The 23,912-nt window shown below is 67.4% G+C and carries 26 protein-coding genes; 13 read left to right on the top strand and 13 right to left on the bottom strand.

Annotated elements, in window-relative coordinates:
* Positions 1 to 69: 69 nt before the first annotated feature.
* From VG561_RS12445 to VG561_RS12430, 4 genes are all read left to right on the top strand, one after another.
* Positions 70 to 546, top strand: a complete 477-nt coding sequence (locus VG561_RS12445) for an EF-hand domain-containing protein (protein WP_197574598.1) — start codon at positions 70 to 72, stop codon at positions 544 to 546.
* A gap of 54 nt (positions 547 to 600) precedes the next feature.
* Complete coding sequence (locus tag VG561_RS12440) at positions 601 to 1,446, top strand: DUF692 domain-containing protein (protein ID WP_414611462.1); 846 nt, start codon at positions 601 to 603, stop codon at positions 1,444 to 1,446.
* Positions 1,439 to 2,173: a DNA-binding domain-containing protein gene (locus tag VG561_RS12435; protein ID WP_197574596.1), complete on the top strand. Its 735-nt coding sequence runs from the start codon at positions 1,439 to 1,441 to the stop codon at positions 2,171 to 2,173. The genes VG561_RS12440 and VG561_RS12435 overlap by 8 nt, the downstream gene beginning before the upstream one ends.
* An 83-nt stretch (positions 2,174 to 2,256) precedes the next feature.
* Positions 2,257 to 2,895 carry a ferric reductase-like transmembrane domain-containing protein gene (locus VG561_RS12430; protein WP_049441148.1) on the top strand — a complete coding sequence of 213 codons (639 nt, stop codon included), beginning with the start codon at positions 2,257 to 2,259 and terminating at the stop codon, positions 2,893 to 2,895.
* A 55-nt stretch (positions 2,896 to 2,950) separates the two neighbouring features.
* On the opposite strand, the gene VG561_RS12425 is transcribed toward VG561_RS12430, so the two are convergent.
* The 5 genes from VG561_RS12425 to VG561_RS12405 form a co-directional block, all read right to left on the bottom strand.
* Positions 2,951 to 4,087, bottom strand: coding sequence for a metallophosphoesterase (locus VG561_RS12425; protein WP_423179628.1), 1,137 nt, complete (start codon positions 4,085 to 4,087; stop codon positions 2,951 to 2,953).
* Positions 4,088 to 4,207: 120 nt separating this feature from the next.
* Positions 4,208 to 5,749 (bottom strand): TerC family protein, encoded by a 1,542-nt coding sequence (locus VG561_RS12420; protein ID WP_041863153.1) that lies wholly within the window; start codon positions 5,747 to 5,749, stop codon positions 4,208 to 4,210.
* Positions 5,750 to 5,792: 43 nt separating this feature from the next.
* On the bottom strand, positions 5,793 to 6,017 hold the full coding sequence (locus VG561_RS12415) for a helix-turn-helix domain-containing protein (protein ID WP_012479411.1): 225 nt from the start codon (positions 6,015 to 6,017) through the stop codon (positions 5,793 to 5,795).
* The gene (locus tag VG561_RS12410; protein ID WP_041864087.1) at positions 6,017 to 6,484 is read right to left on the bottom strand and encodes a DUF2975 domain-containing protein; all 468 of its coding nucleotides are present in this window, start codon (positions 6,482 to 6,484) and stop codon (positions 6,017 to 6,019) included. The genes VG561_RS12415 and VG561_RS12410 overlap by 1 nt, the downstream gene beginning before the upstream one ends.
* Before the next feature lie 209 nt (positions 6,485 to 6,693).
* The gene (locus VG561_RS12405; RefSeq protein WP_032960801.1) at positions 6,694 to 7,275 is read right to left on the bottom strand and encodes an NMCC_0638 family (lipo)protein; all 582 of its coding nucleotides are present in this window, start codon (positions 7,273 to 7,275) and stop codon (positions 6,694 to 6,696) included.
* Between the two features lie 130 nt (positions 7,276 to 7,405).
* Between VG561_RS12405 and VG561_RS12400 the strand changes: the two genes are divergently transcribed.
* Both VG561_RS12400 and VG561_RS12395 read left to right on the top strand, forming a co-directional pair.
* Positions 7,406 to 7,717 (top strand): metalloregulator ArsR/SmtB family transcription factor, encoded by a 312-nt coding sequence (locus tag VG561_RS12400; RefSeq protein WP_004147836.1) that lies wholly within the window; start codon positions 7,406 to 7,408, stop codon positions 7,715 to 7,717.
* A gap of 24 nt (positions 7,718 to 7,741) precedes the next feature.
* Positions 7,742 to 9,136, top strand: a complete 1,395-nt coding sequence (locus VG561_RS12395; protein WP_134808602.1) for a DUF2867 domain-containing protein — start codon at positions 7,742 to 7,744, stop codon at positions 9,134 to 9,136.
* A 38-nt stretch (positions 9,137 to 9,174) separates the two neighbouring features.
* Here VG561_RS12395 and VG561_RS12390 read toward each other — a convergent pair whose 3' ends face one another.
* Complete coding sequence (locus tag VG561_RS12390) at positions 9,175 to 9,606, bottom strand: pyridoxamine 5'-phosphate oxidase family protein (protein WP_046429427.1); 432 nt, start codon at positions 9,604 to 9,606, stop codon at positions 9,175 to 9,177.
* A gap of 285 nt (positions 9,607 to 9,891) precedes the next feature.
* Between VG561_RS12390 and VG561_RS12385 the strand changes: the two genes are divergently transcribed.
* Positions 9,892 to 10,329, top strand: coding sequence for a hypothetical protein (locus tag VG561_RS12385; protein ID WP_046429425.1), 438 nt, complete (start codon positions 9,892 to 9,894; stop codon positions 10,327 to 10,329).
* Between the two features lie 36 nt (positions 10,330 to 10,365).
* Complete coding sequence (locus VG561_RS12380) at positions 10,366 to 10,872, top strand: PaaI family thioesterase (RefSeq protein WP_423179627.1); 507 nt, start codon at positions 10,366 to 10,368, stop codon at positions 10,870 to 10,872.
* Between the two features lie 9 nt (positions 10,873 to 10,881).
* Here VG561_RS12380 and VG561_RS12375 read toward each other — a convergent pair whose 3' ends face one another.
* From VG561_RS12375 to VG561_RS12360, 4 genes are all read right to left on the bottom strand, one after another.
* Positions 10,882 to 12,624 carry a GGDEF domain-containing protein gene (locus VG561_RS12375; RefSeq protein WP_111205860.1) on the bottom strand — a complete coding sequence of 581 codons (1,743 nt, stop codon included), beginning with the start codon at positions 12,622 to 12,624 and terminating at the stop codon, positions 10,882 to 10,884.
* Between the two features lie 164 nt (positions 12,625 to 12,788).
* Positions 12,789 to 13,814, bottom strand: coding sequence for an AI-2E family transporter (locus VG561_RS12370; RefSeq protein ID WP_032961540.1), 1,026 nt, complete (start codon positions 13,812 to 13,814; stop codon positions 12,789 to 12,791).
* Positions 13,815 to 13,920: 106 nt separating this feature from the next.
* Positions 13,921 to 14,973: a sensor domain-containing diguanylate cyclase gene (locus tag VG561_RS12365; RefSeq protein WP_049441135.1), complete on the bottom strand. Its 1,053-nt coding sequence runs from the start codon at positions 14,971 to 14,973 to the stop codon at positions 13,921 to 13,923.
* A gap of 143 nt (positions 14,974 to 15,116) precedes the next feature.
* Positions 15,117 to 16,124 carry a LacI family DNA-binding transcriptional regulator gene (locus VG561_RS12360; protein ID WP_046429416.1) on the bottom strand — a complete coding sequence of 336 codons (1,008 nt, stop codon included), beginning with the start codon at positions 16,122 to 16,124 and terminating at the stop codon, positions 15,117 to 15,119.
* A 95-nt stretch (positions 16,125 to 16,219) separates the two neighbouring features.
* Between VG561_RS12360 and VG561_RS12355 the strand changes: the two genes are divergently transcribed.
* From VG561_RS12355 to VG561_RS12335, 5 genes are read left to right on the top strand one after another with little or no spacing between them, the layout of a single operon-like run.
* A complete protein-coding gene (locus tag VG561_RS12355; protein ID WP_049441133.1) occupies positions 16,220 to 17,272 on the top strand; it encodes a sugar phosphate isomerase/epimerase family protein in 1,053 nt (350 codons plus the stop codon).
* A gap of 27 nt (positions 17,273 to 17,299) precedes the next feature.
* Positions 17,300 to 18,517, top strand: a complete 1,218-nt coding sequence (locus VG561_RS12350; protein WP_134808599.1) for a nucleoside permease — start codon at positions 17,300 to 17,302, stop codon at positions 18,515 to 18,517.
* Positions 18,518 to 18,529: 12 nt separating this feature from the next.
* A complete protein-coding gene (locus VG561_RS12345; protein WP_423179626.1) occupies positions 18,530 to 19,654 on the top strand; it encodes a Gfo/Idh/MocA family protein in 1,125 nt (374 codons plus the stop codon).
* 19 nt (positions 19,655 to 19,673) lie between these two features.
* Positions 19,674 to 20,537, top strand: a complete 864-nt coding sequence (locus VG561_RS12340) for a sugar phosphate isomerase/epimerase family protein (protein WP_032961528.1) — start codon at positions 19,674 to 19,676, stop codon at positions 20,535 to 20,537.
* A gap of 18 nt (positions 20,538 to 20,555) precedes the next feature.
* Positions 20,556 to 20,852 carry a c-type cytochrome gene (locus VG561_RS12335; RefSeq protein WP_032961525.1) on the top strand — a complete coding sequence of 99 codons (297 nt, stop codon included), beginning with the start codon at positions 20,556 to 20,558 and terminating at the stop codon, positions 20,850 to 20,852.
* Between the two features lie 30 nt (positions 20,853 to 20,882).
* Here the strand turns inward: VG561_RS12335 and VG561_RS12330 are convergent, their stop codons facing one another.
* The 3 genes from VG561_RS12330 to VG561_RS12320 are packed head-to-tail and all read right to left on the bottom strand — an operon-like array spanning position 20,883 to position 23,901.
* Positions 20,883 to 21,641 (bottom strand): 3-keto-disaccharide hydrolase, encoded by a 759-nt coding sequence (locus VG561_RS12330; protein ID WP_046429464.1) that lies wholly within the window; start codon positions 21,639 to 21,641, stop codon positions 20,883 to 20,885.
* Positions 21,641 to 22,216, bottom strand: a complete 576-nt coding sequence (locus tag VG561_RS12325) for a gluconate 2-dehydrogenase subunit 3 family protein (RefSeq protein WP_014646300.1) — start codon at positions 22,214 to 22,216, stop codon at positions 21,641 to 21,643. The genes VG561_RS12330 and VG561_RS12325 overlap by 1 nt, the downstream gene beginning before the upstream one ends.
* Positions 22,216 to 23,901, bottom strand: a complete 1,686-nt coding sequence (locus tag VG561_RS12320; protein WP_046429409.1) for a GMC oxidoreductase — start codon at positions 23,899 to 23,901, stop codon at positions 22,216 to 22,218. The genes VG561_RS12325 and VG561_RS12320 overlap by 1 nt, the downstream gene beginning before the upstream one ends.
* Positions 23,902 to 23,912: the final 11 nt, after the last annotated feature.

Genomic DNA, 23,912 nt, shown 5'->3' with positions numbered 1-23,912 from the left:
CGCTTTCCGTCGCCTCTTCGGCGGCGTCCATCCCGCACGCCCCGCGTGCTTTCCCAAGGAGTCACCACCATGTCCATCTCGACCAAGAACACCTCTTCCTCCCGCCTGCCGCGCATCGGTGCCATCGGCATCGCCCTGGCCGGTGGCCTGCTGCTGGCCGGCCAGGCCGCGGCGATCCAGCCGCTGTCGATCAGCGCGGTGGCCATGAGCGCCGCCGCCGAAGGCAAGTGCGGTGAAGGCAAGTGCGGGGCCAACAAGGCCACCACCGGCACGCCCGCCGGCAAGGCCAAGGTGGCCGAGGGCCAGTGTGGCGAAGGCAAGTGCGGCGACGCCTCGTTTGCCCGCACTGATCGCGACCACGACGGCAAGGTCTCGCGTGCCGAATTCAACGCTGTGGCCGCCAAGCGTGCCGCCGAGTTCGACCGCATCGACACCGACCACGACGGTTACATCAGCGAGCAGGAAGCGCACGACTACCTGCGCAGCGTCTACACCGCCAACGGCAAGCCGATGCCGAAGGGCCTGTTCTCCCGCGTTGCCGATTGATCGACGTTCACCCGGCGCCGCCTTCAAGGCGGCGCTCTCTGTGGAGCATCCGCCATGTCCCTGCCCCTGCCCACCCATGCCGCCGGTCTTGGCCTGCGCCGTGGCCTGATCGACGAACTGCTGGCCATGCCGGCCGGTGCCATCGACTTCCTCGAAGTATCCCCCGACAACTGGATCGGCGTCGGCGGTGCACACGGCAACGCGCTGCGCCAACTCAGCGAGCGCCACCCCTTGACCTGCCACGGCCTGTCGCTGTCGCTGGGCGGTCCTGATCCGCTGGACCGCACCCTGCTGGCACAGACCCGTGCCTTCCTCGACCTGCACCAGGTGCAGCTGTACAGCGAACACCTGAGCTACTGCGCCGCCGGTGGCCATGTCTACGACCTGCTGCCACTGCCGTTCACCGCCGAGGCCGTTCACCATGTCGCCGGCCGTATCGCCCAGGTGCAGGACATGCTGGGCCGGCGCATCGCCGTGGAGAACATTTCCTACTACGCCGTTGCCGGCGCGGACATGAGCGAGATCGACTTCATCAACGCCGTGCTCGCCGAAGCCGACTGCGACCTGCTGCTGGACGTCAACAACGTCTTCGTCAATGCCTGCAACAACGGTTACGACGCCTTCGAATTCCTGGCCCACGTGCCGTCCCACCGTGTCGCCTCGCTGCACGTAGCGGGCCACTTCGATGAAGACGACGGCTTCAAGATCGATACCCATGGTGCGCCGGTGAAAGGCGTGGTCTGGGCGCTGTTGCGCGAGGCCTACATGCGGGTGGGCGTGCGTCCCACGCTGCTCGAGCGCGACTTCAACTTCCCGCCGCTGGCCGGGTTGCTGGCCGAGGTCGCGCAGATCCGCCAGGCACAGGCTGAGGCACGTTGGCCGGAGGCGGCCCATGGCTGAGTCGCTGGCTACCCTGCAACGGCGCTGGGCCGATCATGTGCGGGACCCTGCAAAGACCGCACCCGATGGCGTGGAGGCGCGCAGGCTGGCGGTATACCGCCGCCTGTGCATCGACAGCCTGGAGACCCTGCTGGCCGGCAGCCTGCCGCGACTTCAACAGCAGTTGGGCACGTCGCGCTGGCGCGACACCGTGGCGTACTACTACGCCCACCACGCCTGCCAGACCCCGTTGTTCCCACGGATCGCCGGCGAGTTCGCGGCCTGGCTGGCAGTGCAGGACACGCTGGCACTGCCGGGCTGGGCGGCGGAACTGGCGCACTACGAGAGCACGCAGCAGTCGCTGCACATTGAAGCGCGTGGCACTGGGTGTCTGCTGCAGCGCGTACCCGAGGACAGTGATGTGCTGGCGGTTTCGCCGCTGGTGCGGGTGCTTGGGTACCGGTGGCCGGTGCATGGGGACGAGGGGCTGGAACCGGTGTTGGGCGCAGCTCCCACGCTGCTGGTGATCCAGCGCCGCGCCGATTTCAGCCTGAAGGTCGAGCAACCGTCACCGCTGGCCTACGCGCTGCTTTCGGTCTTCGGTGACGACGGCGCGCGTGTGGATGAGGCACTGCAGGCGCTGTCCGAAACACATGACGTGGCAACGGACGCATTGCGTGCTGCCTGCGTGCCCGTTCTGGGCGAGCTGTGCACGGCGGGGGTGCTGGTTGCATTGCCTGCTTTCTGAGGTTGCCGGCCAGCGGCCGGCACTACCCGTTCATTGACCGGCAAGCGGCCGGCACTACCCGCCCCCTACTTCGAGGTCTCATCATGGCTGCTTCCAACATTTCCTTCCTGCACGGCTGGCGCCTGTTCGTAGCCATCGCCGTGGTCCTGATCGCGTTCGCACTGACCGCCTTCGCCCTGAATCCCGATGCAGCCGAAGGCAGCCGCGCGGCGATCCGGCTCACCGCCCGCACATCGTTCCTGCTGTTCCTGGCGGCATTCACGGCATCCTCCTTCGCCACCCTGCTGCCCGGCCCGTTCACCCGGTTCCTGCTGCGTGAACGGCGCATCATCGGCCTGTCCTTCGCGTTCTCGCACCTGCTGCACGCAGTCGCCATCACCAGTTTCGGCATCCTCAACCCGGCGTTCTGGCCAGCACGCTCCGCGCTGGCCAACCTCCCGGGCACGGTGGGCTACATCGCCATCCTGGCGCTGGCCATCACCTCGCACCGGGGGCTCGCCCGGCGCATGGGACCCACCGCCTGGCGTCGCCTGCACGTCACCGGCATGTGGATCATCGCGGCGGTGTTCACCTACTCGTACTTCAAGCGCGTGCCCGGCAACTTCTGGTATGCGGTGCCGTCGGCGCTGCTGTTCACCGCCTTCGTGGTGCGCTGGATCGCCAAGCGGGCGCAGGCCCTGCGTCGAAGTGCGCATGCGCGGCCGCCGCTGCGGGCGGCCTGACGGGCCGGGGTCAGATCCCTTTGCCAAAGGCAAAGGGATCTGACCCCACATCAGGTCAAGGCGCGCGGCGCAGCGTGATCAGGGTGATCTCCGACGGCACGCCGATGCGCGCCGGGAAACCGGCCCAGAGGCCCGCGCCGTTGCCCACGTACAGCGTCATCCCCTCCACGTCGTAGCGGCCGGACACGAAACCGCCATTGGCCCGCTTCACCAGCTGGTCCATGCCGATGATCTGCCCGCCGTGGGTATGCCCGGACAGCTGCAGCTTCACCCCACGCGCCGCCGCCTCGCGTGCATTGCGCGGGCGATGGTCGAGCAGGATCACCGGTGCGGACGGATCGGCACCGGCCAGCGCAGCATCCAGATCCGGCAACGGCAGGCCATAGCGCGCCGCCACCGGATCGGTGACACCGGCGATGGTCAGCGCCGCGTCGCCGCGCCGCACCTGCAGGTGGCTGTTCTCAAGCACCTGCATGCGCAGTGCGCGGAATGCCTGCATCCAGTCCTGGTACTGCGCGTAGTACTCGTGGTTGCCGGTGATGGCGATGACACCGTCCGGCGCTCGCAGATCGGCCAGAGGACGCGCGTCGTCACGGCGGGCCTCGACGCTGCCGTCGATCAGGTCGCCAGTGATCACGATCAGGGCCGGCTTCAGCGCGTTGCTCTCGTCCACCACCCTGCGCACCCAGTCGCCGGTCAGCAGGCGGCTGGCGTGGATGTCGGTCAGCTGCAGCACGCGATAGCCGTCGAACGCAGCAGGCAGATCCTTGATCGCCACGTCGATCTGCCTGGGCTGGGGCACGGCCATGCCCTGGCTGATGCCATAGCCACTCACAAGCAGCGCCAGCAGGCCGGCCAACGGCCGCAGCTTCGAGGCGCGCAGGGCCGATACGATGCGCGGCCAACGCAGCAGGCGCGACAGCAGCAGGCCCACATCCAGCACCAGCATCAGCAACGCCAGCAGCAGCACCGCCGTGGAGCCGGTGGCCAGGACGGCGATGGCCATCTTCGGGATTTCCGGCGATGCCATCGTGCCCCAGAAGGTGGCCACGATGCGCAGCTGCACGGCCATGGCCACCACCAGCAGCGACAGCACGACCTTCAACCCGATGGGCATGCGCAGCGGCCAGAACAGGCGGCAGGCCACATACAGGCCCATCAACAAACCGATCGTACTCAGCACTGCAACCATCCATGACAGAAAGCGGGCCCGCCATGGTGACGGCTGCGGGTCGTGTTGTGTAGAGCCGCGCCCATGCTCGGCTTCTCGACACGCAGCCGGGCATGGGCCCGGCTCTACAACAACAGGCGGTCAGGCCATTCCGTCGAGGCGCTCCACCCGCAGGCGGGCGATACGGCGCTTCTCCATTGCCAGCACGGTGATGCGCACGCCGGCCACCTCCACCGCGTCGCCGACGTCCGGCAGGCGGCCCAGCTGCTCCAGCACCAGACCCGAGATGGTCATGTAGTCGGCACTGCGGGGCAGCGACACGCCCGCCAAACGCTGCAGGTCGTCCAGGGTCAGCGCACCATCGGCCTCCCATTGATCCTCGCCCTGCGCCACCACGCCATAGCGCTCGTCCTGGGTATCGACCAGGTCACCGGCAATCGCCGCCAGCAGGTCGTTGGCGGTCACCAGGCCCTCCACGCTGCCGTACTCGTCCACCGCCACCGCCAGCGGCACCGGATGCTGGCGGATCAGTTCCAGCGCCTGCAGCGCACTGGCAGTGGACAGAACGTACTGCGGTTCGCGCAGGTTGCCCTCCAGCTGCAGTGGCTTGCCCTGCAGCAGGTCGGCCAGCACGTCCCGGCTCTGCACCACGCCACGCAGGCTGTCCAGGTCACCGTCGCCGACCAGCAGGCGCGTATGCGGCGAGGCCACCAGGCGCGCCACCACATCCTCCTGACCACGCGCCAGGTCGATCCATTGCACGTCGGCACGCACAGTCATCACGCTGGACACCGGACGATCGGCCAGGCCCAGCACGCTGCGGATCATTTCGTGCTCCGCCGGCTGCAGGCGCTCGTCGGCGTCCACCTGCTCGTCCACGCCTTCGTCGTCGTGGCCGTTCGCTGGACGCGCGCCCAGCATCCTCAGCACGGCATCGGCGGTGCGCTGGCGAAACGGCTGGCGGCGCTCGTTGCGCTCACGGTTGAAACGCACCCACTGGTTGAACGCCTCGACCAGGATCGAGAAAGCGATCGCTGCGTACAGGTAGCCCTTCGGGATCTTGTAGCCCAGGCCTTCAGCCACCAGGCTGAAGCCGATCATCAGCAGGAAGCCCAGGCACAGCACCACCACGGTGGGATGCTTGTTGACGAAGCGGGTCAGCGGCTTGCTGGCCAGCAGCATCAGCGCCATGGCGATGGTCACGGCCGCATACATCACGCCCAGGTTGTCGACCATGCCGACGGCGGTGATCACCGAGTCCAGCGAGAACACCGCGTCGAGCACCACGATCTGTGCCACCACCATCGCGAAGCTGGCATAGACCTTCTTGCCATCCTCGTGATGCGCGCGGCCTTCCAGCCGTTCGTGCAGTTCCATGGTGCCCTTGAACAGCAGGAACAGGCCACCGCCCAGCAGGATCAGGTCGCGCCCGGAGAAGCTGTGGTCGAACAAGGTCACCAGCGGCTCGGTCAACTTCATGATCCAGGCCAGCGCCGCCAGCAGCACCAGCCGCATCAGCAGTGCCAGCGCCAGGCCGATCACCCGCGCGCGGTCGCGCTGGTGCGGCGGCAGCTTGTCGGCAAGGATCGCAATGAACACCAGGTTGTCGATGCCGAGAACGATCTCCAGCACGACCAGGGTTGCAAGGCCCATCCATATCGAGGGGTCAGCCAACCATTCCATTTCAGGTCCGTTTCGTCAGTGGGTAAGGGAAGAGGGCGTCCACTCAGTCGGCATCCTGCGCCTGCGCCGGGTCATGCCCAAGCAGGTCGCCGGGCGTGCACTGCAGCTCGCGGCAGATCGCATCCAGCGTGGAAAAGCGGATGGCTCGCGCCTTGCCGGTCTTCAGGATCGACAGGTTCGCCAGGGTGATGTCGATGCGCCCGGCCAGCTCGGACAGGGTCATGCCCCGAGCCTGCAGCATGCGGTCCAGGGTGATGACGATCGCCATCAGATGACACCATCGAGGTCATCGCGCATCGCCGCGCCCACGGCGAACACGCGTGCGAGCACGAACAGCATCAGCACCGCCACCAGCCCGGTGATCGACATGCCGCCGCCCACCTCCATCCAGGTGAAATCCGGGCCCATCCAGGCCGCGTAGGCACCGATCAGGATCGACAGCAGTTCCATTGCCAGCATCAGCCAGGCCATGCGCTGCAGGCGCTGTGCATTGGCATGGGTGAACGGCCGCTCGCGCGCCGCCGACTTCAGCAGCCTCAGCAGATGGCGCAGGAACAGCAGGCACAGCACCAGCAGCGCGACGATCGCGCCCAGGCCCAGGCAGAAGTGCAGGAACAGGTCGTTGCCATGCGCAGCGGCGGCCTCGGCGTCATGCACGCTGTCGAGCAGCCAGCGGCGGTCATGGGCGACCAGGGGCACCGCCAGCAGTGCGGCCAGGATGCCCAGCCAGCACATCGCCCGGACGGCCTGTACGGCGGCCTGGGCCAGGGTGAACAAGCCTCGCGCGGGTCTGGCGCGGGCGGGACGAGCGGTCAAGCGGCCTCCGGCATTGGGGTGGCCTCGCCGCCCCAGGGTGGATTTATCGATAAACGATATACCACATCCTGCGTGAAAGGCTGAATCGCGGGCATGGTCCACCGGCTGGGCGCGGGCCCCGGCAGGCGTTATCGGGTGGGAGCCGCGGGTTCGAGCATCGCGTCCCCCGGCGTCACCGAGGCCATCGCCTGTACGCCGGCCTCGGCCGCCTGCCGCGTCACCAGCCGGAAGCGCACCTGCAGCTTGGCCTGCCCCGGCGTGGCCCAGCCGTATTGGATCGCCACCTGGTCGGCCGACAGCGGACCACGGCCCGGCAGCGAGCGCGCCTGCAATGGCTTCGGTGCCGCCTGCACCAGCCGTGCGAAGCCCTTCTGCACCACCGCCGCTTCGGCCTTTTCCGCATACACCGAGCAGGTGCCGTCGTCGGCCCAGCTGACCGCATAACGGCCGCTGGCCAGCGGCACCATCCAGGCCACGCCCGACTGCCCCTGCAGCAACGTTGCCGCTTCGGCAGGCTGCAGCGGTGACAGCCCGTTGGATTCCATCAGCGACTGCAACCGCGCCGGCGCACCGATGTGCTGCATGCAGGCGGTATCGAACAACTCGCTGAAGGGATCCTGCGCCGGGGCCTTGGCCTTGGGAGTACGCGCGGGTTGCGCCACCGCCAGGGTGGGCAGCAGGGCCAAAGCCAGCCAGAACGCAGGACGCATCGGGATTCCACGCTACGGAAAACAGCAGGGAGGATGGCAAAGCCCGGGCGCGCCGCGCAATGGGTTCATGGCTTGACAGTCCTAAGCGGCGGGAGCAACATGAATTAACGAATTAGTTAACTAGCTCTCCATGGACCGCATCTTCGAAGCCCTTGCCTCCACCGCCCGCCGGCAGATCCTGGCCTATCTCAGCGCCGGCGAGCTCAGCGCGGGCGAGCTGGCCGAGCGCTTCGACTTCAGCAAGCCGGCGTTGTCCAGCCACCTGCGCATCCTCGAGGAAGCCGGACTGATCGAACGCGAGAAACGCGGCCAGTTCGTGTACTTCAGGCAGGTACCCGACCGTTTGGCCAACACGTTGTTCTCGTGGGCGGCCGAAGTCTGCCCGGTCGGCGGCCCGCTCAAGCGTGAAGCCCGCGCCCGCCGCAAGTCCCCCGCCCGCTGATCCGCCCCGCCAAGGAGCATGACCATGCCTGGTTCGACCCGCGATCGCCGTTCGTTTCCAGCAGTGCAGCTTCCGGCACAGGACGGCGGCAGTCCGACCGAAGTCACCCTGATCGCGCAGCTCGGCATCGGTGCGGGTGACGCGCTGGTGAGTGACGCCGGCCAGCGTCAGCGCCACCACCCGGCCTTCATCGATGCGTTGGATGAACCTTCGGCGCGACTGGGTGGCATGCACCTGCAGCACGGGGATGCCTCCTCGCTGTACAGCTTCACCGTCGGTGCCGGTGGCCACCCGTTTCATCGCCATGCAGGCCCGCGCATGTTCACCGCCATCGCCGGCAGCGCGGGAGCCGAGCTGCGTTTCGCTACCGCCTCCGACGCGCAGCTGGCAGCAGGTCCTGGTGCCTTCGCGCGCACGCTTCGGCGCGTCCGCATCCCACCGGACTGCCTGTTTACCGTGCGCTTCGGCGGCGGCACCTGGCACCAGTTCGCGTCGAACCATCCTGCACATCCGGCGCTGTTTGCGCTGTCCTGCCACAGCGATGAACTGGCAGGCCGAATGAGCGAGCAGACCCGTGCGCAGGTGGAGCGCAATGCCGCCGATATCCCCAGCCTGACCGAGGTGCTTCCGGAATCGTACTGGCCTTCGTGCACCTCGCTTGCGGCGGCACCGCTGTTGCAGCTGTCGCTGCAGGCGGCACCTCCCAGCGTGTGCGCGCACCTGTGCGCGCGTACCCGTGCCCTGCTCGGCCCGCTGCGCCGCATCCCCATGCGGCCGCTGCGCGGGTTCGTCGAACGTGCCACACCGGCCTATCCCATCCATTCGCGGCCCGCGCCCACCGATGGCCTGCTGACCACAGCGCTGCCGCACAGCCACTACCAGGACCTGACCACCCTGTGCCTGGAACCCTCGCAGGTGGTCCACCGTTCCGCGTCGGCGCTGCTGGCCGACGTACTGGAGGGCTTCCTGCGCAATCCACCCAGCGGCGTAGGCCAGCTGATGGCGCTGCGAAACCGACTGGTGGCACCGTTGCGGTTGCGCACGTCGCCGCTGGGATGCCCGGTGTCGTCATTGCTGTCGACCGATCGCAGCCGGTTGTTCGCTGGTCGATTCCCGGTGCTGGATTCGCACATCGATACGCAGGACAACGACGCCGAAGTCCTGCTCGGCGCCGACGATCGGCACCTGCGTTTCCGCAGCAGCGTGCGCGTGCAGCGGCATCGCGATGGACATGTCGAGATCAGCCTGGGCTCACGCGTGCAGACCCTCAATGCGTTCGGCGGCATGTACATGGCCCTGATCGACGCCGGGCACCGGCACTATGTCGCACCGGCACTGCTGCGGCGTGCGGTGGAGCACGCCTTGGCACCGGAACTGGCCAACCTTGAGGATCCGGCAGCACACCCTGCGCGCTGCTGACCCTGGAACGCGATGCGCCGGGCGCTGCGCGGTTCCGGTCAGATCACGATTTCGCCCTCGTCCTCGCCATCCCAGTAGTGGATGCGGCTGGCGCGCACGTGAATCAGCACCAGTCCCGGTGTATCCACGCCCTGTTCGAACCAGCGCTCCAGGTCCTTCACCCAGTGCTGGCTCATCGTGGCCCGGTCGCGCACCAGCACAGCCCTGCCCTGCACGTGCACGAACAGCGGCGGCTTGCCCAGCAGCGACTTGCTGCCGGAAAAACCCAGCGCAACGGCGGGGTCAGCTTCAATCTCGCGCACCATGTCGGTGTCTTCGGTGGTGAAGAACCAGCTGTCACCGTCATAGTCCACGTCGCCATTGTTGCTCATCGGACGGCCGGCAATCTCTCCACCGGCGTGGGTCTGCAGCAGGCTGAAATCAATGCCGGCCATTTTCCTGGCCAGTTCGGGCAGGGTGAGCTGGGTCATGGCGTCGTCCTTCATGGAATGGAATCCCAGCGTCTGCGCAGCGCGGTGACCTGGGCGTGGAGGGGTAGTTGCGGCCTCTTCACAGGAAACGAGATAGAGCGCATGGCGCGTACGTGACGCATTCCTCACCACCACACTGGCGTTAACGGCAGATGGAGGAACGGCCCTGCAAGCCGCGACACGCCCCTAACGGCGTGCTGCCCCAGAATCGCGCAACCCCGTGGCGCGACCGGCATGGCTGCCGGTACAAACGCGGCCTTTCCTCCGCAACCGCATGGCCTCCACATGGACCTGTCCGCCTGGCTCGCGTTCGGCTGCTACCTGTTGGCGTTCTTCATTGTCTGCCTGTTTGCTGCGGCCTATCTGAAACGCTCCGACTTCATGCCCTACCACGGCCAGGCCGTGGACAGGCCGTGGGCACAGATCGACCCCCGCATGCAGGTGCTGCTGATGGCGCTCATCCGCGTGGTCGGCGCTGCCTGGATCGCACTGGCCGGTGCCGGCGTGATGCTGGCCTGGTTGATCTTCTTCGGAGGTCACTTCGCACTGCCGCAGCTGCTGGCGTTCCAGCTGTTCTGCCTGGTCGCCACCCTGCCGCCGGTCCTGGTCGCTTCCGGCGTGCGGCGACGCACCGGTGCGCGTACACCGGTGCCCGCCGGCGCCGCGGTGGTGCTGCTGTCGGTCATCGGATTCGTGCTGGCCCTGTTGTCGCTACCGCAGTGAGTTCTTTTTCTCCCCTCTCCCCCGCGAGGCTCCACGATGAATCCCGAATCGATCTTCTACAGCGTGGTCAACGGTGATCTTCCACGCTCCCAGGCCGGCACCCTGCTCGGCTGGCGCTTCGTCGGTTACGACGATGCACTGCGCCGCATCCAGGTCGAGTTCGAGGCCGGGCCGGTGCTCACCAACCCGATGGGCAACGTGCAGGGCGGTTTCCTGTCAGCGATGCTGGACGACTGCATGGGGCCAGCGATCTACGCCACCCTGCCTGCCAACCGCATCGCGGTCACGGTCGAATCCAAGACCAGTTTCGTCAGCCCCGCACGGCCCGGGCGGATCATCGGCTGGGGCGAAGTCGAGCACAGCAAGGGCAGCATCGCCTTCACCCGCGGCTGGCTGACCGACCCGGCCGGCAAGGTGCTGGCCACTGCCAGCGCCACCTTCCGCGTGGGTGCGCTGCGCTGGCGTGGACTCTCGGTGCCGCGTCCCATCGCGCGCCGGATGATTGCGCGCACGCTGCAGCGCGTGCATGCGCAGATCGGCTGATGGGTGCCGTCAACGTGCGTTGCGGCCGCCGCCGGCCACGCGCACGCGGTCGCGGCCCTGCGCCTTGGCCTGGTACATGGCCGCGTCGGCGGCACGCAGCAGGGTGCGCCAGCCCAGCGCATCGGTGCCGCCCTCGGCCACACCGAAGCTGGCGGTGACGCGCAGCACCTTGCCACCGACCAGGGCGATGTCCAGCCGCTGCAGCGCCACCCGCAGCGACTCGGCCAGCTGGCGGCCACCGGCCAGATCACCGTCGGCCAGCAACACGAGAAACTCCTCGCCACCATAGCGGGCAATGCTGTCGCTGCGGCGCAGGTGGCGCTGCAGCAGCTGCGCCACCTGCACCAGCACTTCGTCACCGGCATCATGCCCGTGGCCATCGTTGATCGCCTTGAAGCGGTCCACGTCCAGCAGGATCACCACCGCGCTGTTGCCACCGTCGGCATGACGCTGCTGCACCAACTCGTCCAGCGCGCGCCGGTTCAACAGCCCGGTCAGCTCATCGGTGCCGGCCAGCTGGCGCAGCTCGCTGGTCAATGCCGAGCGCTCGCGCGACTTCTCGCGCAGCACTTCGATGGCATCGAACAGGCGCTGCATCTCGGCCAGCGGGTGGGTCACATGCTGCTCCGGGCCGGGCGCTTCCGAGGCGATCTGGATGACCTGCTTCTGCGCCTGCAGCAGCGGCCGCAGGATCTGAAGATGCGCGATGCGCAGCGCCACGCCCAGCACCACCAGCGTGCCCAGCACCGTCGCCACCAGCACCACCAGGCGCGTCGCTTCGCGATTGCGGGTGCGCTCGAAACGGGCGATGGACACGCTCAGGTAGCCGTCCCGCAGCGCTTCCAGCGACCGCAGGGTCGGCACGTAGCGGGTGGTGAATTCGGCGGAGGTCCACGGCGGCGGCACGCCGCGCCGGCCATCCTCGATCAACTGTTCGATCATCGGCAGCGATTCGCCGAAGAACTGCCGGCGCGCCATGTCCCAATGCCAGGACAGCGCCGGATCACTGCGGAACACCGCTTCATGGCTGCCTGCCAGCCGCCACAGCTCCAGCAGGCGGCCTTCGGTCTGCAATGCCGCCCGCACCTGTTCGTCACGCCAGGCCCCCGGTACCGCCACCGGCGCCATCACGTTCGAGGCCAGGCGGCCGCCATGCTCGCGCAGGTCGATCAGCACCTGGCCCTGCATCGCCGGAATCGCTGCTTCGCGGTCGGCGCTGACCAGCACGTTGATCTGCGCCGAGCTCAGCACGTGCAGGCGATCAACCACGGCGAACATGCTGCTGATCGCGCGCTCCACGTCCTCCACCTGGCGCGCGCCATGCGGCTGTGCCGCCACCCGGTCCACCGCGGCCCGCGCCGATTGCAGGCGACGTTGCGCATCGGCCAGCAGCCCGTGTTCGTCGACCACGCCCGGGTCAGCGTTGAACACGGTGTCCAGGCGTTGCAGGGCGGTATCGACCCGCTTGCGCGCGACTGCCAGCTCCGCCGCCAGCCGGGCCTGTTCGCCCGCATCGGCCGTGTTGGCCCCGAGCAGGCTGTTGGCGGGGCCGCGCTCGGCCGACACCAGGTTGGCCAGGTCGAAGGTCTGCCGCAACTGGCGCAGGCTGACCAGGTTGTCCTCGGCGGCAGTGAAGCGCAGCGTGCCCTGCACCAGCGCGATGGCCATCAATGGCAGCGTACAGACTACGAACAGCCCGGCCAGGATCCAGACCCAGGTCCGCAATCCGATGGGCGACGCCTTGCGGGCCATGCACATTTCCCCTGTAGTGCACAACACTGTAGCGGCCGCCTGCACAGGCGCCAAGCCGCTACCGGATCAATCGTTGCCATGGGTATACCGCGCCCGCCGCGAACGCACCGACAAAGGCCGCACGGGTTGTCGAATCGGGGCAAATTACGTCATGCCCCGCCGCGTCAGATCCAGCGCTGGTCGACCAGTTCGCGCTTCACGTAGGCATAGAACACCGGTGCGGCGACCAGGCCCGGCAGGCCGAAGGCCGCCTCCATCACCAGCATGGCCAGCAGCAGCTCCCAGGCACGCGCCTGGATCTCGCCACCGACGATGCGCGCGTTGAGGAAGTACTCCAGCTTGTGGATCACGATCAGGTACAGCAGCGCCGCCACCGCCACATAGAACGAGACCGACAGCGCGACGATGGCGATGATCGTGTTGGAAATGATGTTGCCCACCACCGGCAGCAGGCCGGCCAGGAAGGTGATCAGCACCAGGGTCTTGGACAGCGGCAGGTGCACGCCGAACAACGGCAGCACGCCCAGCAGGAAGATGGCGGTGAACACGGTGTTGAGCAGCGAGATCTTCACCTGCGCGAACACCACCTGGCGGAACGCGGTGGCCAGGCGGCTGGTGCGCCCGACCAGCTCCTGCGCCAGCGGGCCCATCTTCGGCAGCGGCAGTTCGTCATACAGCGCGATCATCGCGCCCAGCACCATACCGATCAGTACGCGCACACCGACCTGTACCACCGAGGTACCGGCCACGCCCAGCTGCCGCTGGTGCTCGGCGGCCCAGTCGTTCAGCGCCGCGCGCAACGCCGGCATGTCTTCGGGAATGTAGGGTTGCAGCAGCGCCGGCACCTGGTGCCGCGAAGTGTTGAGGATCTCCATCAGGCGCGCCAGCAATGCGTCCGGGCCGCCGGTCTCGTTGCGGAAGAACGAGGCCACGCCGATGCCGGCCAGTACCAGCCCGCTGATGATGATCGCCGACAGCACGATCACTGCGATCGCCCGTGCCCGCCCCGGCGGCAGCTTGCCCTCCACGGTGGAGGCCAGCACGTGCGTCAGCTGGAACACCAGCAGGCCGGACAGCAGGGTCACTACCAGGCCGAGCTTCAGCGCCAGCCACATGCCAAGCAGCATCATCAGCCACGCCGCGATCCTTGGAATGGGGGGTTTGGGCTGGGCAACGAGAGCGTCTTGCATGGGAGCGCGTCCGGGCGGGGTGGCCCATGGTAGAGGATTGGCATGCCGATTCCGCGTGCAGGATGAACGGGCATTTCACCCTCGTTCGGCGGCGGCCGTGCCGCACTCACTCGCCGTAGCTGGCCGTGTTCTTGCCCTGCCGCTTGGCGTGGTACAGCGCGCGGTCGGCCAGTGCCAACCAGTCCTCGACACTGCCGCCACGCGGTGTGGCGGCAATGCCGATACTGACGCTGAACTCCACGCCCGGCGTGGCCTGCTGCGCGGCCTCCAGCAGGTGCAGGCGCACCCGCTCGGCCACGTGCATCGCATCGACGGGTGCGCAGTCGCGCAGCAGCACCACGAACTCATCGCCCCCCAGCCGCGCGGGCGTATCACCGGGCCGGGCAAAGGTGCGCAATGTCGCCGCGATATGCCGCAGTACCTCGTCACCGGCGCGGTGGCCATGCGAGTCATTGATGCGCTTGAAATCATCCACATCGAGCATCAGCAGGCAGGCAGAACCGCCCTGGCCCTGTGCCCGGTCCAGCGCCTGCTGCGCACGCAGGATCAGGAAGCCACGGTTGGCCAGCTCGACCAGCGGGTCCATCCGGCTGAGCCGCTGCAGCTGACGGTTCTGCGATTTGACCCGGCGCGCCAGCTGCCAGCTGAGAATGCTGAGGCCGATGCCATACACGAACAGGAACGGGACACTCAGCACGATCGTGCGCTGCGAGGTGACCGGCTGGTAAGGGAAGCCGAGCAACCACCAGGTGAGTGCGAAGCCCAGCAGCAGGGCCAGCGTGGCGCGCATCGCCAGGCGCACGCCACCGGCGGCGATCTTGTCGGCCACCAGCAGCGCGGCGAACAGTGCGCTGGGCACCGCGCTCAACGCCATGAAGGCGATCCAGCCACCGCCGAAGAAGGAGTCGGCCACCATGCAACGGAACTGGACGACCGCCGGCTGGCGGGAGCGCTGGGTCAGCCGCAGTGCCAGTGCCGGCCACGCCAGCGCGTTGAGCAGCAGCAGGACCCAGGCCAGCCCGCCGTCATGGCGTTCAAGCATGATCGAAGCGATGGGGATCGCCCCCAGCCCATTGCCGACGAAACGCATCCAGCCGATGCGACGTGCCGCGCCAATGCCTTCGACCGCGCCTTCCGCCGAATCGGTGAAGAATGGCATTGCCGACCCCCTTGCGCGATCGCACCTGGTGCTACGGCCCTTGCCGGGCTGCCTGCGATGAGTCTGACAGCTTTGCGTCAATTCGGGATCAAGGTTGCGCGATATCGCGCGGGCCGCTGCCGCTGCCCCTCCCGCTCCCGTGGTTACCCGGGGCGGGGCGCAGCCGTCGAGCCACGCAGCTTGAAGCTGAACTCCAGCGTCTGCTGAAGCGGCACATCGACGTGCTCGATGATGGCGAGCAGCAGGTTGACCGCACGCTCGCCAATCTCCCGCATCGGCTGCCGGATGGTCGTCAGCGGGGGCGTGAGGTAGCGGGAGGACGCCAGATCATCGAAGCCGACTACGGACAGCTCGTCCGGCACGCGGATGCCCAGGTCCCGGCAAGCGGCCAGGGTTCCCAGTGCCATCTGGTCACTGAAGCAGAACACCGCGGTCGGCGCGGCCGTGCCATCCAGCAGCGCCATCGCCGCTGCATGGCCGGATTCCACGGAAAAGTCACCCGGCACGATGCTCAGCTGGCGCAGGCGGCCACGCGCCTTGCCGGCCGCGCGGACCCCTTCCAGCCGTTGCTGGTGCAGGGGGTTGTCAGGCGGCCCGCCGACCACCGCAATCCGTTCGTGTCCCAGCCCGTACAGATGCTCCATCACCGCGCGTGCGGCGGCGGCGTTGTCGATGTGGACGCTGGGGATGCCCAGCGCGGGGTCGAACTCGCAGCCGTTGACCACCGGTGCGGCGGCGCCGCGCTGCTCGACGATCTCGCGCGCGGTCGGTGGCAGGCGATGGCCCAGCACGATCATGCCGTCGGCCTCGTTGCGCCGGAGCATCTGCGCGTAGCGCTCCTCGCGGTCGGGTTGATGCTGGGTATCGCCCAGCAGGACCGCATAGCCCACCGCCTGCGCGGCCTCCTCCGCCCCCTGCAGGATCTGCGCGAAGAACGGATTGGCGATGTCCGGGACGGTGACCAGGATCTTGCCGCTGCGCTGGGTCTTGAGCGTGCGCGCCACCGTGTTGGGCACATAGCCCAGTGCGGCGGCGGCCTGCTCGATGCGCGCGCGGGTGGCCGGCAGCACCTTGTCCGGCCGGGAAAGCGCGCGCGACACCGTACCGGCGGACACGCCGACGTGTTTTGCGATGTCGTAGATGGTGGCCATGGCGTTAGTCCTCCTGCCCGCTGTGCACTGCACAACAGGTCCTGCGTAAGCCCCTGCTAGGATAATGCAATCGATTGCATCGAGGGCGAATCACGTTGAAGACGCTCAAGGGTCCAGCGCTGTTCCTGGCGCAGTTCATCGGCGACACAGCTCCTTTTGATCGGCTGGACACGCTGGCCGGATGGGCCGCGGGTCTGGGCTATTCTGGCGTACAAGTCCCCACCTCCGCGCCCCACCTGTTCGACCTGGCGGAGGCGGCGCGCAGCCAGGCGTACTGCGACGACATTGCCGGCATGCTGGCCGGGCACGGCCTGCAGATCACCGAACTGTCGACCCACCTGCAGGGGCAGTTGGTTGCCGTCCATCCTGCCTACGACAGCCTGTTCGACGGATTCGCGCCACCGGACAAGCGCGGCAACCCGGCCGCCCGCCAGGCCTGGGCGGTGGAGCAGCTGCGGCTGGCGGCGCAGGCCAGCCAGCGCCTGGGGCTGACCGCGCATGCCACGTTCTCCGGTGCATTGGCCTGGCCCTACTTCTACCCCTGGCCGCAGCGCCCGCCGGGACTGGTGGAAGAAGCCTTCGCCGAACTCGGCCGTCGCTGGCGCCCGATCCTGGATGCGTTCGATGCCTGCGGCGTTGACCTGTGCTTCGAGATCCACCCGGGCGAGGACCTGCACGATGGTGCGACCTTCGAGCGCTTCCTCGATGAGGTCGACCACCATCCCCGCGCGAAGATCCTGTACGACCCCAGCCACCTGCTGCTGCAGCAGATGGATTACCTCGGTTTCATCGACCGCTACCACGCGCGCATCGGCATCTTCCACGTCAAGGACGCGGAACATCGCCCCAGCGCAAGCAGCGGCGTGTACGGCGGCTACCAGGACTGGATCGACCGTCCGGGCCGGTTCCGTTCACCCGGTGACGGCCAGATCGACTTCAAGGCGATCTTCTCGAAGTTCGCGCAGTACGACTTCCCCGGCTGGGCGGTACTGGAATGGGAGTGCTGCCTGAAGCACCCGGAAGACGGCGCGCGCGAGGGTGCCGCCTTCATCCGCGACCACCTCATCCGCGTGACCGAACGCGCCTTCGATGACTTCGCCGACAGTGGCACCGACGCCGCATCACTGCACCGCATGCTGGGAATCTGAGCCAAGACCGCCCCGGGAGGGCAAGCCATGACGCACGCCATGTCGCGCCTGGGCGCGATGATGTTTCTGCAGTTCTTCATCTGGGGGGCGTGGTTCGTCACCCTGGGCACCTACCTGGTGCAGGGCCCGCTGCAGGCCAGCGCGAGCCAGGTGGCGACCGCGTTCCTCAGCCAGTCGATCGGCGCCATCGTGGCGCCGTTCCTGGTCGGGCTGATCGCGGATCGCTACTTCGCGGCGCAGCGCATTCTTGCGGTACTGCATCTGGCCGGTGCCGCGCTGATGTGGCTGGCGTCCACGGCAACCAGCTTCAGCATGTTCTCTGCGTGCGTCATGGGCTACATGTTGCTGTTCATGCCGACCCTGGCACTGGCCAACAGCGTGGCCATGCGGCACATGCAATCACCCGAAAAGCAGTTCCCGCTGGTCCGCGTGGCCGGCAGCATCGGCTGGATCGTGGCGGGCGTGCTGATCGGCTGGCTGGGCTGGGAACAGGCGCATCGGCTTGAGCTGACGTTCCGGATGGCGGCGGCGGCGTCGCTGGTGCTCGGGCTGTATGCGTTCACCCTGCCGCACACACCGCCACTGGCGCAGCAGCGCGATGCCGGGCTGGGGCAGATCCTGGGGCTGGATTCGCTGCGGCTGCTGAAGTCGCGCGCCTACCTGGTGTTCTTCCTGGCCTCCATCGCCATCTGCATCCCGCTGTCGTTCTACTACAACTTCACCAATCCCTATCTCAACGACCTCGGCGTGCGCGGCGCGGCAGGCCTGCAGTCGCTGGGCCAGGTTTCCGAAGTGCTGCTGATGCTGGCCATGCCGTTCCTGTTCGTTCGGCTGGGGGTGAAAACCATGCTGGCGGTCGGCATGGCCGCCTGGGTGGTGCGCTACGCGCTGTTCGCCTTCGGCGATGCAGGTGGCGGTTTCCCGCTGCTGGTGATCGGCATCGTGCTGCACGGCATCTGCTACGACTTCTTCTTCGTCACCGGCCAGATCTACACCGATGCACATGCCGGCCCTGCCGCGCGCAGCAGCGCACAGGGGTTCATCACCCTGGCCACCTATGGCGTGGGCATGTTGATCGGCACCTTCCTGTCCGGCGCGGTGGTGGAGCACTTCACCACCGAGGCCGGTCCCGACTGGCAGCAGATCTGGCTGTTCCCGGCCGCTGTTGCGCTGGTGGTGCTGGTCGCCTTCCTGCTGCTGTTCCGCGACCGGCCGGCGGCTGCGGCCGCGCCCTCCATACCCTGAGGATCCCCGTCGATGCCCAAGCTTGGAATCGCCATCGTCGGCACCGGCATGATCGGCGCCGTGCACCGCCGCGCGGCCTTGCTCGCCGGCGCCGAGGTACGCGGCGTGGCCGCCTCGTCACCGCAGCGCGCGCATGAGGCAGCGCACTCCTGGAATGTCCCGCGCGCCTACCGGGATATCGAGGAGGTGATCGCCGATCCGCAGGTACAGGTGGTGCACGTGTGCACGCCCAACCATCTGCACCGCGCCATGGCACAGGCTGCGCTGGAAGCCGGCAAGCACGTGATCTGCGAGAAGCCGCTGGCGACGACGCTGGACGATGCGCAGGCGCTGGCGGTACTGGCCGCCTCGACCGGATTGGTTGCCACCGTCCCCTTCGTCTACCGCTACCACCCGGTGGTGCGCGAGGCCCGTGCACGCATCGCCCAGGGTGACCTGGGGCCGCTGCACCTGATCCATGGCAGTTACCTGCAGGATTGGCTGCTGGACCCGGCCAGCAACAACTGGCGCGTGGACCCGGCGCTGGGCGGCACCTCGCGCGTGTTCGCCGACATTGGTTCGCACTGGTGCGACCTGGTCGAATGGGTCAGTGGCGAGCGCTTCACCGAAGTGAACGCGGCGTTTGCCACGGTGATCGCCGAACGCAGCGCCGTCACCGGCCAGAGCTTCAGCACACCGGCAGCGAACGGCGCGACGCAGGCGGTCGCGAGCGAGGACGTGGCGACGGCGATGTTCAGGACCGGCGCCGGTACGCTGGCGTCGTTGACGGTGAGCCAGGTTTCGGCCGGACGCCGCAACCGCCTCTGGTTCGAGATCGACGGCGCCAACGCCAGCATCGCCTTCGACCAGGAGGACGCCGAGCGGCTGTGGATCGGCCTGCCCGACCAGCGCGAGGAAATCTTCGTGCGCGGGCCCGGCGCGGGCACTGCCGAACAGCGCCGGTTGTCGGCGCTGCCGGCCGGGCACGCGCAGGGCTACGCCCAGTGCTTCGAGGCGTTTGTCGCCGACACCTATCGCGCCATCGACGGCGAGCGGCCGCAGGGCCTGCCCACCTTCGAGGACGGCATGCGTTCGGCGCGGATCGTTGATCGCGTCATTGCATCGGCCAGGTCACGCGCCTGGACCACCATCGGTTGAATCCCGGGAGGATCTGTTGATGAAAGCCCTTGTCCGTCGAAGTGCAAGCCTCGTCCTGCTGCTCGCGGCGCTGCCCGCCTTCGCAGTCGAAGCCGCCAGCGCGCAGAAGCCGATAGCGGTGCAGATGTACACCCTGCGCAATGCCGGCTCGCTCGAGCAACAGTTGAAGATCGTCCACGATGCCGGTGTGCACGCGGTGGAAACCGTCGGCACGCAGAACGTCAGTGCCGCGGAACTGAAGCAGCTGCTGGACCGGTATTCGATCAAGGCCATTTCATCGCATGTGCCGCTGGCCGAGCTGCGCAGCAACCTGGATGGGGTGGTGACCTTCAACCGGTCGATCGGCAACACCACGCTGGTGGTGCCGTACCTGGACAGGAAGGAACGCCCGAGCGATGCCGCCGGCTGGACCGCCCTGGGACAGGAACTGGGCCGGATCGCGAAACAGGTGCGCGGCAAGGGCATGCGCCTGGCCTATCACAACCACGACTTCGAGCTGGTCGACTTCGATGGCAGGACCGGGCTGGAACTGCTGTTTGCCGCCGCCGGCCCCGACCTGCAGACCGAGCTGGACCTGGCCTGGGTCGCGCGTGCGGGCCTGGACCCGGCGGTGATGCTGGGAAAGTTCCGCGGCCACGTATTCGCGGTACACGCCAAGGACAATGCGCTCAAGGGCCAGGCCGAAGACGAAGGCGGATTCGCTGCGGTCGGCCAGGGCGTACTGGACTGGAACACGATCCTGCCTGCTGCGAGGGGCGCCGGCGTGCATTGGTACATCATCGAGCACGACCAGCCACGCGAGCCGGCCAAGGTCGTCCAGGCCGGCGCCGACTATCTGCGTGAACACCTGACCACCAATACGCCTGCCCGTGCGCGGCGCTGACGCATCAAGGAGCCCCACATGAAAATGATCCTGGCAATGGCGGTGGCCCTGGGCGGCATGAGTGTTGCGACAGCCGCCTGGTGCAAGGGCGACCCGGCTGCGGGAGCAAAGCTCTACACCGCGAACTGCGTGGCCTGCCACGGCGCCGATCGCGCGGGCATGCCGGGCGCGTTCCCGGCACTCACCGACATCGGCAAGCGCATGGCACCTGCACAGATCAAGGAAAAGATCAGCAAGGGCGGCGGCCTGATGCCGCCCTTCTCCCAGCTGTCACAGCAGGAGATAGACGATATCGCCAGCTACCTGGCGAAGTAAGCGGCCGGCGGCCACGCCAGCCGCATGCCACTACAGCTCGCGCACCCAGATGTTGCGGTAACTGACCCTGGAGTCATGCTCCTGCAGATAGAGCGGCGCACACGCATGGGGCGAATACGAGGGCGCCCCGATGTACTCGGTCTTGCCTGCCAGCACGGTGTCATCCTGCACCAGCACGCCGTTGTGCAGCACCGTGATGCGCGCGGGCGACACAAGCCCACCGCCCACCGAGAAGCGCGGTGCCTTCCAGATGATGTCGTAGGCCTGCCACTGGCCCGGCGCGCGCGAGGCATTCACCCGCGGCATGGCCTGCTTGTAGATGGAGCCCGCCTGGCCATTGGCATAGGTCGGGTTGTTGTAGCTGTCGAGCACCTGCAGTTCATACAGTTCCTGCAGGAAGATCCCGCTGTTGCCCCGGTTCTGGCCGTCGAAGCCCTTCGTGTCAGTGGGCGTGCGCCACTCCACATGCAGCTGGACATCGCAGAAGCGTTGCCGGGTGCGGATGCCCTTGCTGCCCGGAACGACGGTCATGGCGCCCCCGGCAACCTTCCAGGGCACGCGTCCGCCCTGCTCCGATTCCCACGCGGAGACATCCTTGCCATCGAACAGCACGATCGCGTCGGAGGGGGCCTTGCCTGGCGGCGTGGCCACGACAGCGGGCACGGGGGTCCACACTTCGGTCTTCTTCGGGTCGCGCGCAGCGTCGGCACTGTCCTGCGCGAATGCAGATGCAGCGGCCAGCAGGCCAACAGTGATCAACGCAGGGCGGATCATCAGGGTGGTGTCCATCAGCTGGTCCCCCACGCGGGCGTACCGGGGACATAGGCGAGGTCGCCGTCGTAGCGGCCGGGCACCGCGACGTACTGCAGCACGCCGGTCGCCCCGACCTTGGAGGTGAAGAAGCCGAAGATGGCCAGCTGCTTGATCATCGTGAAGTAATGCGGCATCGCCTCGCCCTCTTCAGGCGTACCGGTCTCGGTCACGTCGGCAGAGCGCGCCTTGGCTTCGGCGTCCAGCGTTCGCAGCAACTGGGTGCGGGCTTCCGGCGCAAGCGCCACAAACCGGCCGCCGGCGCGCTTGTCGATATCGACCAGGCCTGCCCGGAACGTTGCCTGCTGCCGGGCGGTGTAGCAATCGCTGACGAAGGTCGCCATGAACAGGCCAGCGCCGGCATCCTTCGCCCCTGGCGTCCGGGTCCGCGGCAGGATGGTCTCGGCGATCTCGTCCAGCGTGCCGATGTCGGCATCGGAGAACAGGGTCTTCACCGGTGCCGCAGCGGCGTTTCCCTGCGCGAGCGCAGGCAGGCCGACCATGGCCGCGCCGGTGGCGGCAACGATCATCTTCAACAGTTCGCGGCGATCCATCAGAGGTTCCCCGCTTTCAGTTCGCGTACCGCGTGGTCGGCCGCGCGCGCGGTCAGCGCCATATAGGTCAGCGAAGGATTCACGCAGGCGCTGGAGGTCATGCAGGCACCGTCGGTCACATAGACGTTGGGCGCATCCCAGACCTGGTTGTGCGCGTTCAATACCGAGCTCTTCCGGTCACGTCCCATGCGTGCGGTCCCCATCTCGTGGATGCCCTTGCCCGGGGCATAGTCGTGGTCGTGCATCTTCACGTCCTTGACGCCAGCCGCCTCCAGCATCTCGGCAGCATCGGCGGCCATGTCCTTGCGCATCGCCAGTTCGTTGGCGCGCATGGACACGTCCATCGCCAGCACCGGCAGCCCCCATTTGTCCTTGCGGTCGTGGTCCAGGCGGATCGTATTGTCGTGGTGCGGCAGCATTTCACCGAACCCGGTCATGCCGATGCGCCAGTCGCCCGGTACGGTCAGCGCCTCCTTCAGGTCGGCACCGATGTTCAGCTCGGCGATCTCGCGCGACCAGCCGGTGCGGCTGGCACCGCCCTGGTAACCGAACCCGCGCAGGTAGCCGCGCTTGTCGGCCGCGACGTTGCGGAAGCGCGGAATGTAGAAACCGCACGGACGGCGGCCGAAGTAGTACTTGTCTTCGTAGCCCTCGACCCGGCCCGAGGCGCCCGCACCGAAATGATGGTCCATCACGTTGTGCCCCAGCTCGCCCGACGAAGAACCCAGTCCCCCCTCCCACACATCGGTCGCCGAGTTCATCAGCAGCCAGGTCGAATTGAACGACGATGCATTGAGGAAGATGACCTTGGCGGTGTACTGGTAGGTCTGCCCGGTCTCGGCATCGATCACCTCCACGCCGCGCGCACGCTTGCGATCCTTGTCGTAGAGCACTTCCTTGACGATCGAGAACGGCCGCAAGGTCAGGTTGCCGGTCTTCATCGCCGCTGGCAGCGTCGCCGCCTGGGTCGAGAAATAGGCACCGAAGGGACAGCCCAGGATGCACTTGTTGCGGTACTGGCAGTTCACGCGCCCCTGCTCGGGCATCGGCTGGGTGATGTTGGCGGTGCGCGAGTGGATCATGTGCCGCGTTCCGCCAAAGGCCTTCTTGATCCGCGCGGCCACGTCCTTCTCGACGATGTTCAACGGGATCGGCGGCAGGAACTCGCCGTCCGGCAGCACGTCCAGTCCTTCGCGCGTGCCGGCGATGCCGGCGAACCTCTCTACATGGTCGTACCACGGCGCGATGTCGGCATAGCGGATCGGCCAGTCGGTGGCGATGCCATCCTTGAGGTTCGCTTCGAAGTCCAGGTCGGAAAACCGATAGCTCTGCCGGCCCCACATCAGCGAGCGCCCGCCCACGTGGTAGCCACGGAACCAGTCGAAGCGCTTGGTTTCGATGTAGGGTGAGTCCTGCTCGTTGGCCCACATTCCTTCCAGGTTCTCGGCCAGGCCGTAGTCGCGCATCAGCACCGGGAAGGCGGCCTTCATCGCCTGCGTCGGCCGGTTGCGATGCGGGAAGTCCCACGCTTCCTTCATCGCATTGACGTAGTCCTTGACGTGCTCGATGTTGCGCCCGCGTTCCAGCATCAGGACCTTCAGGCCCTTCTCGGTCAGCTCCTTCGCTGCCCAACCGCCACTGATTCCCGAGCCAACAACAATGGCGTCGTAGTGATTATCTGCCATGGTCTCTCACC

It is taken from the genome of Stenotrophomonas sp. CASM110 (assembly GCF_049384345.1).
Lineage (GTDB): Bacteria > Pseudomonadota > Gammaproteobacteria > Xanthomonadales > Xanthomonadaceae > Stenotrophomonas > Stenotrophomonas muris.
Note: the sequence above shows the minus strand (reverse complement) of the source record. Positions and strands in the feature narration are given on the sequence as shown.

Excerpts from the sequence above, each read along its gene's own strand:
- VG561_RS12390 (WP_046429427.1), bottom strand. The coding sequence starts at position 9,606 with ATGACCCAGCTCACCCTGCCCGAACTGGCCAGGAAAATGGCCGGCATT.
- VG561_RS12325 (WP_014646300.1), bottom strand. The coding sequence starts at position 22,216 with ATGGATCGCCGCGAACTGTTGAAGATGATCGTTGCCGCCACCGGCGCG.
- VG561_RS12415 (WP_012479411.1), bottom strand. The coding sequence starts at position 6,017 with ATGGCGATCGTCATCACCCTGGACCGCATGCTGCAGGCTCGGGGCATG.
- VG561_RS12420 (WP_041863153.1), bottom strand. The coding sequence starts at position 5,749 with ATGGAATGGTTGGCTGACCCCTCGATATGGATGGGCCTTGCAACCCTG.
- VG561_RS12345 (WP_423179626.1), top strand. The coding sequence starts at position 18,530 with ATGCCCAAGCTTGGAATCGCCATCGTCGGCACCGGCATGATCGGCGCC.
- VG561_RS12320 (WP_046429409.1), bottom strand. The coding sequence starts at position 23,901 with ATGGCAGATAATCACTACGACGCCATTGTTGTTGGCTCGGGAATCAGT.
- VG561_RS12440 (WP_414611462.1), top strand. The coding sequence starts at position 601 with ATGTCCCTGCCCCTGCCCACCCATGCCGCCGGTCTTGGCCTGCGCCGT.
- VG561_RS12335 (WP_032961525.1), top strand. The coding sequence starts at position 20,556 with ATGAAAATGATCCTGGCAATGGCGGTGGCCCTGGGCGGCATGAGTGTT.
- VG561_RS12445 (WP_197574598.1), top strand. The coding sequence starts at position 70 with ATGTCCATCTCGACCAAGAACACCTCTTCCTCCCGCCTGCCGCGCATC.
- VG561_RS12350 (WP_134808599.1), top strand. The coding sequence starts at position 17,300 with ATGACGCACGCCATGTCGCGCCTGGGCGCGATGATGTTTCTGCAGTTC.
- VG561_RS12400 (WP_004147836.1), top strand. The coding sequence starts at position 7,406 with ATGGACCGCATCTTCGAAGCCCTTGCCTCCACCGCCCGCCGGCAGATC.
- VG561_RS12430 (WP_049441148.1), top strand. The coding sequence starts at position 2,257 with ATGGCTGCTTCCAACATTTCCTTCCTGCACGGCTGGCGCCTGTTCGTA.
- VG561_RS12370 (WP_032961540.1), bottom strand. The coding sequence starts at position 13,814 with ATGCAAGACGCTCTCGTTGCCCAGCCCAAACCCCCCATTCCAAGGATC.
- VG561_RS12435 (WP_197574596.1), top strand. The coding sequence starts at position 1,439 with ATGGCTGAGTCGCTGGCTACCCTGCAACGGCGCTGGGCCGATCATGTG.
- VG561_RS12365 (WP_049441135.1), bottom strand. The coding sequence starts at position 14,973 with ATGCCATTCTTCACCGATTCGGCGGAAGGCGCGGTCGAAGGCATTGGC.
- VG561_RS12360 (WP_046429416.1), bottom strand. The coding sequence starts at position 16,124 with ATGGCCACCATCTACGACATCGCAAAACACGTCGGCGTGTCCGCCGGT.
- VG561_RS12425 (WP_423179628.1), bottom strand. The coding sequence starts at position 4,087 with ATGGTTGCAGTGCTGAGTACGATCGGTTTGTTGATGGGCCTGTATGTG.
- VG561_RS12385 (WP_046429425.1), top strand. The coding sequence starts at position 9,892 with ATGGACCTGTCCGCCTGGCTCGCGTTCGGCTGCTACCTGTTGGCGTTC.
- VG561_RS12340 (WP_032961528.1), top strand. The coding sequence starts at position 19,674 with ATGAAAGCCCTTGTCCGTCGAAGTGCAAGCCTCGTCCTGCTGCTCGCG.
- VG561_RS12405 (WP_032960801.1), bottom strand. The coding sequence starts at position 7,275 with ATGCGTCCTGCGTTCTGGCTGGCTTTGGCCCTGCTGCCCACCCTGGCG.
- VG561_RS12395 (WP_134808602.1), top strand. The coding sequence starts at position 7,742 with ATGCCTGGTTCGACCCGCGATCGCCGTTCGTTTCCAGCAGTGCAGCTT.
- VG561_RS12330 (WP_046429464.1), bottom strand. The coding sequence starts at position 21,641 with ATGGACACCACCCTGATGATCCGCCCTGCGTTGATCACTGTTGGCCTG.
- VG561_RS12380 (WP_423179627.1), top strand. The coding sequence starts at position 10,366 with ATGAATCCCGAATCGATCTTCTACAGCGTGGTCAACGGTGATCTTCCA.
- VG561_RS12410 (WP_041864087.1), bottom strand. The coding sequence starts at position 6,484 with ATGTGCTGGCTGGGCATCCTGGCCGCACTGCTGGCGGTGCCCCTGGTC.
- VG561_RS12375 (WP_111205860.1), bottom strand. The coding sequence starts at position 12,624 with ATGGCCCGCAAGGCGTCGCCCATCGGATTGCGGACCTGGGTCTGGATC.